Source organism: Streptomyces sp. SM11 (assembly GCF_002910905.1).
GTDB lineage: Bacteria > Actinomycetota > Actinomycetes > Streptomycetales > Streptomycetaceae > Streptomyces.
In genome coordinates this window covers 1-5,841 of the sequence record NZ_NEUE01000195.1, presented here as the reverse complement: position 1 = coordinate 5,841, position 5,841 = coordinate 1, and the positions used below count along the sequence as shown (strand labels likewise).

General features: G+C 68.3%; 5 protein-coding genes. All 5 read right to left on the bottom strand.

The annotated features are described in order from the left end of the window. Positions 1 to 482 (bottom strand): ATP/GTP-binding protein (locus B9S58_RS18460; protein WP_098899855.1); only part of this gene is annotated, 482 nt, incomplete at its 3' end. Further along, positions 463 to 1,104, bottom strand: coding sequence for a DUF742 domain-containing protein (locus B9S58_RS18455; protein WP_103533234.1), 642 nt, complete (start codon positions 1,102 to 1,104; stop codon positions 463 to 465). The genes B9S58_RS18455 and B9S58_RS18460, both read right to left, overlap by 20 nt. 90 nt (positions 1,105 to 1,194) lie before the next feature. Continuing rightward, entirely contained in the window at positions 1,195 to 1,608 is a 414-nt protein-coding gene (locus B9S58_RS18450; protein WP_030125847.1) for a roadblock/LC7 domain-containing protein, read from the bottom strand. 10 nt (positions 1,609 to 1,618) lie between these two features. Next, positions 1,619 to 4,870 carry a nitrate- and nitrite sensing domain-containing protein gene (locus B9S58_RS18445; RefSeq protein ID WP_103533233.1) on the bottom strand — a complete coding sequence of 1,084 codons (3,252 nt, stop codon included), beginning with the start codon at positions 4,868 to 4,870 and terminating at the stop codon, positions 1,619 to 1,621. Between the two features lie 361 nt (positions 4,871 to 5,231). Further along, a complete protein-coding gene (locus tag B9S58_RS18440; protein WP_031229387.1) occupies positions 5,232 to 5,813 on the bottom strand; it encodes an ATP/GTP-binding protein in 582 nt (193 codons plus the stop codon). Positions 5,814 to 5,841 lie beyond the last annotated feature (28 nt).

The window sequence follows — 5,841 nt, the reverse complement described above, 5'->3', positions numbered from 1 at the left end:
GGCCCGATCTGGAGTGCCTCGCGTACTTCGTCGGGGGTGTAGGGCTGGTGTCCGTCGAAGCCGTTGAGGGCGATGACGAAGGGCAGTCCGCTGTTCTCGAAGTAGTCGACGGCGGGGAAGCAGTCGGCGAGACGGCGGGTGTCGACGAGGACGACGGCGCCGATGGCGCCGCGGACCAGGTCGTCCCACATGAACCAGAAGCGGTCCTGGCCCGGCGTACCGAAGAGGTACAGGATCAGGTCCTGGTCCAGGGTGATACGCCCGAAGTCCATGGCCACCGTCGTGGTGGTCTTGTCCCCGGTGTGGGTCAGATCGTCGATGCCCGCCGAGGCGGACGTCATCACGGCTTCGGTGCGCAGCGGATTGATCTCCGAAACGGCACCGACAAACGTGGTCTTACCCACGCCGAAGCCCCCTGCCACCACGATCTTCGCCGAGGTAGTGGAGCGGGCCGCTCCGCCGCTAGAGCTTGCGAAGTCCACTGAGCACCCTTTCGAGCAGTGTCACATCTGGCTGGCCGCCGGCGGCCTCGTCGCCGCCGGGCTGATGGATAGCGACGAGTCCGGCCTCGGCCAGGTCGGCGACGAGGATCCGGGCAACGCCGAGGGGGATCGAGAGAAGGGCCGAGATCTCGGCGACCGACTTGATCTCGATGCAGAGCCGGCAGATCCGCTGGTGTTCGGGCAACTGCCCTTGCAGCCGGGACGGATCGGCCGTGGTGCTGACCAGCGCCTCGATGGCGAGCTGGTAACGCGGTCGGGTCCGGCCGCCGGTCATGGCGTACGGACGGACCAGCGGGTTGTGCGCGGCGGGCTTGGCGGGCTCGGGAGCCCGCCGCTGCTGGACCGGCTGAATACGCGGCTGCTGGGGCGCGTCGTACCGCTGGGGCTGCCGCGGTTGCTGCGGCCACCCCGCCCCCGGCTGCTGCGGAGGCCATTCGGACCCCTGCGCACCGTGAGCACCCTGCTGCGGCCGCTGGTATGGCTGATACTGCCCGGAGCCCTGCCCGCCGGGAGCGGCAGGGAAGCCGAAACGGTCGTCACCGTGCTCACCCGGAACGCTCTGGTCACCGTTGTATGGGTGCCCGCCTGTGGGTGCTGCCACGTTTCCTCCTCCGACTGCCGGTCGCCGATCCCAGTGGGGCCGCGCCACCGCACTTTATGGCGCGGTGGCGAGAAACGCACTGTCTGTCTACTAGTTAAGAAGACTTCCCTGAAGTTCGGCACGGAGGTCCGGAGTCAGGACACTGCCCGCGCGGTCCACCAGAAGGGCCATTTCGTACCCAACCAGACCGATATCGGCGTCCGGGTGGGCCAGAACGGCGAGCGAGGATCCGTCGGAGATGGACATGAGGAAGAGGAATCCTCGCTCCATCTCCACAACTGTCTGATTCACGGCGCCGCCCTCGAAGATCCGTGAGGCGCCCGCGGTCAGCGACGTCAGACCGGAGGCGACGGCCGCCAGCTGGTCGGCGCGGTCGCGCGGGAAACCTTCGGACATCGCCAGCAGGAGTCCGTCGGCGGAGACCACCACCGTGTGCGACACCCCGGGGGTGTTGTCCACGAAATTGGTGATCAACCAGTTGAGATTCTGCGCCGCCTGGCTCATCGGGCTCACACTAACGCTCCTGGTTGTAGGTGGTACTGGTGTCCGACCCCGCGCTGCGTCCCCGCTGGATCCCCCGCCGCAGGTTGCTCAACCTGCCGCGGACGTCCTCGGGCGCGCGGGAGACCTGTGGGCCGCCCTGCTGGGTCTGCTCCGCCGTGCCCTCGACCAGGTTGGCCTTGGGCACGCGCCGGGGGAGACCGGAGGGGGTTATTCCGCCCGCCTTCGGCTCACGGAGCTTCTCGGCCCGCTCCCAGCGCTCGTCGTTCGTCGAGCGCCAGTCGTCGGTGCCGTCCCCGTCCGTCTGCGGGTCCTGCTGCGGCTGCGGGTCCTGCCGCTGTTCCTGCTGCGGCTGCTGCTGAGGAGTCGAAGCAGGCTGGCCGTTGCCGTTGCCGGGGCCGCCGGGGCCGGGCTGCCAGTGCTGCTGACCGCCGCGGCGCGGCAGACCGGCTTCGGTCATCTCGTGGCCGACGTTCGGGGTGGATCCCGGACGCTCGAAGCTTACGCGCTCCGCAGGCTCCGCGGGCGTGCTCGGAACAGATTCCGATGTGGCGGGAGTAGTCGGCTCATAAGCGTCCTGGAAACCGCTCTGAACAGGCCAGTCATCCTGGTGGGACTGGTCCGCCGGAGCCGTGTACGGGTCGGCGTGCTGACCTTGCCGGTCGTCCGGAACGGCATATGCCGATTCCGTGAAGCCGTCCCCCGGGTGCTGCTGCTGACCGCCCTGCCGCGGGTAGTCGTTCTCGGCGCCGTACTGCTGCTGCTCGTACGACCCCTGGTACGGATCCTGCTGCTGCCCGTACTGGCCCTGGCCGTAGTGCTCGTCGGCGTAACCCTGCTGCTGCCCGCCGTACGGGTCGCCCGCGTACGACTCCGGTGCGTAGCCCTGCTGCTCCTGGGAGCTGTCACCGAACGGGCCGGCCACGCCCGTCTGGGCCTCCAGGGCCGTCCTGCGCTCCTCGCGCATCAACGAGCGGTTGACCGGGTCCAGCTGACCCGGGTCGGCCGGGACCTCGTAGCGGGAGTCGTCGAAGCCGAGCTCCGCCGCCGTGCGCATCGGGGCCTGCTGCGGCGCCGGCTCGAAGGCCTGCTGCTGCTCGGGGATGATCGAGGAGACGGTGAAGTCGTCCTGGCCGCCGCTGGGTTCGCCTCCGCCACCATGGGTGATGGCGTCCGGCAGCATGACCAGCGAGGTGGTCCCGGCCTGCTCGCCCGAGGGGCGCAGCTGGACCCGGATCCCGTGCCGGTCGGCCAGCCGGCCGACCACGAACAGGCCCATGCGCTGGGACACCGCGGCGTCCACGGTCGGCGGGTTGGCCAGTCTGTGGTTGATGTCGGCGAAGTCCTCGGCGGTGAGGCCGATGCCCTTGTCGTGGATCTCGACCATGACGCGGCCGTCGGGCAGCCGGGTCGCGGTGACCTTGACCTTGGTCTGCGGCGAGGAGAACGTGGTGGCGTTCTCCAGCAGCTCGGCCAGCAGGTGCACGAGGTCGGTGACGGCCTGGCCGTGGATCTCGCTCTCCGGCACGCCGGTCAGCTGGATGCGCTCGTAGGACTCCACCTCGGAGGAGGCGGCGCGGAGCACGTCGACCAGCGGAACCGGCTGGTTCCAGCGTCGGCCGGGCTCCTCGCCGGAGAGGACGAGGAGGTTCTCGCCGTTGCGGCGCATCCGGGTCGCCAGGTGGTCCAGCTTGAAGAGGCTCTCCAGCTGGTCCGGGTCGGCCTCGTTGTTCTCCAGGTCGGTGATGAGGGTCAGCTGGCCCTCGATGAGCGACTGGTTGCGGCGCGAGAGGTTCGTGAAGATCGCGTTGACGTTGCCCCGCAGCATGGCCTGCTCGGCGGCGAGCCGGACGGCCTCGCGGTGCACCTGGTCGAAGGCGCGGGCGACCTCGCCGATCTCGTCCTGCGTGGTGATCGGGATCGGCTGCACCCGGGTGTCGACCCGGCCCGGGTCGGTGCGCGAGAGCTGGTCGACGAGGGAGGGCAGCCGCTGCTCGGCGATGGAGAAGGCGGCGGTACGCAGCTGGCGCATCGAGCGGCTCATCTGGCGGGCCATGAGCCCGGCCAGGAGGAACGCGGCCAGCAGCGCGATGACGACGATGAGGCCGTTGACGATGGCGTCGGTCTTGGCGTCGGAGGAGATCTTCGCGGCCTCGTCCACCGCCTTGGTGACGAGGTCGTCCTCGACGGTGGCGTACCCCTCGAACTTCGCGGTCGCCGCTGCCATCCAGGTCTCGGGCGTGATGCCCTTCTTCGCCAGCTCCTCGGGGTCCTGCCCCTTGCCGATCTCCCGGGCCATGCCGTCGAAGACCGAACCGTCGATGCTCGGCGGCGCCACGAAGGGCTTGCCCGCGGCCTCGGCCTGCTCCTTGGCGTTCTTGAGCTGCCTGGCGCCCTCTGCGGCCTTGCCGACCATGACCTGCTTGAGACGGTCGACGTCGGCCTGGGTGCCGCCGGAGTTGAACTCACCGAGCGCGATCTGCTCCAGGTAGTTGTACGAGCCGAAGGCCTTGACCTGGTCGTTGTACGTACCCGGCTTCTGGCTCGGGCGCACCAGCAGGTGCATGCCGATCGAGCGCTGAAGCGATTCTGCAGCCTTGGACAGCTCGATCGCGTACACGGTACGGCCGTAGCTGGTGATGTTGCCGGTGCCGAGGCCGAGCTCGTTGGAGAACTCCATAAGCGAGTGCTGGACCTGGACGTAACCCTCTTCGGTCTTCACCGGGTCCAGCGCCTGCGAGTAGGCGGCCTTGCGCAGCTCGGGGAGCTTGGGCTCCTCGCCCTTGAAAAGCTTCAGCCGGCGTTCCAGGCCCGGCTTCGCCGGCATGTCCTCGACCGCGGCGTCGAACTTCCGGGCCGCCTCGTCCGTGGTGGCCCGGGTCTGTTCGACCACATCGGCGTCACGGTCGCCCGAGAGCAGCGGCTCGGCGGTGAGGTCCCGCTCGTTCAGGAGTGCCTGTCCGTATTCGGACGCCGCGCGCACGACGACCGCGATCTTCTCGGCGTCCTGCGCCTCGCTCCAGGTGTCGATGGAGCCCTTCACCTGGAAGCCGCCCATGACCAGGCCGACCAGAACCGGGATCAGAAGGATCGCGTTCAGTCGGGTGGCCACGCGCCAGTTGCGCGGGGACAGCCGGCTGTTGCTGCCTCCCTCGGCGGGCTCCGTGCCGGGCACATCCGCAGGGGGCGCCGCAGCGGCGCGCGACGGCGGGGTGAAGTTGCCCCGCTCGGGCTGCGTCGCGGAGCCCTCGTTGCTTCGCCTCACTCGACCAACAACCTCTCGGCGTCGGCACCTACGCTGTGCCGGATTATTCGTTCAGGGCCGTACTACTGGGGAGTTCGTCGAATTGCAGCACGGGGACCGGCCCCGTTCCAAACACTCGGAATCGCTGATTCCGAGTGGCGCAGGCCTCAGATAAAACGGGCATAAAGAGCGAGCCCCGTCAAAAGACGGGGCTCATGTGAGCGCAGTGGCACCGAATGGATGCGTCGGGTGGCGGAGCGGAGTCAATTCTCTGTCGAAACGTTATGAACACGGGGGCGGATCGTGTCAAACGACACAGGCCGCCCCCGCGTGACTACTGCAATCTCCGTATGCCGATATCGACTTACGCCTGGTGGAGGAACTACTTCAGGCGTGCCATCAGCGCGTGCTCGACCAGCGTGATCAGGCCGCTCTTGGCATCCGCACGGTGCCGGGCGTCCGTCGTGATGATGGGTGCGTCGGGCCCGATCTGGAGTGCCTCGCGTACTTCGTCGGGGGTGTAGGGCTGGTGTCCGTCGAAGCCGTTGAGGGCGATGACGAAGGGCAGTCCGCTGTTCTCGAAGTAGTCGACGGCGGGGAAGCAGTCGGCGAGACGGCGGGTGTCGACGAGGACGACGGCGCCGATGGCGCCGCGGACCAGGTCGTCCCACATGAACCAGAAGCGGTCCTGGCCCGGCGTACCGAAGAGGTACAGGATCAGGTCCTGGTCCAGGGTGATACGCCCGAAGTCCATGGCCACCGTCGTGGTGGTCTTGTCCCCGGTGTGGGTCAGATCGTCGATGCCCGCCGAGGCGGACGTCATCACGGCTTCGGTGCGCAGCGGATTGATCTCCGAAACGGCACCGACAAACGTGGTCTTACCCACGCCGAAGCCCCCTGCCACCACGATCTTCGCCGAGGTAGTGGAGCGGGCCGCTCCGCCGCTAGAGCTTGCGAAGTCCACTGAGCACCCTTTCGAGCAGTGTCACATC

Bases quoted from the DNA above. Each gene is read 5' to 3' on its own strand.
- B9S58_RS18450 (WP_030125847.1), bottom strand. From the start codon at position 1,608: ATGAGCCAGGCGGCGCAGAATCTCAACTGGTTGATCACCAATTTCGTG.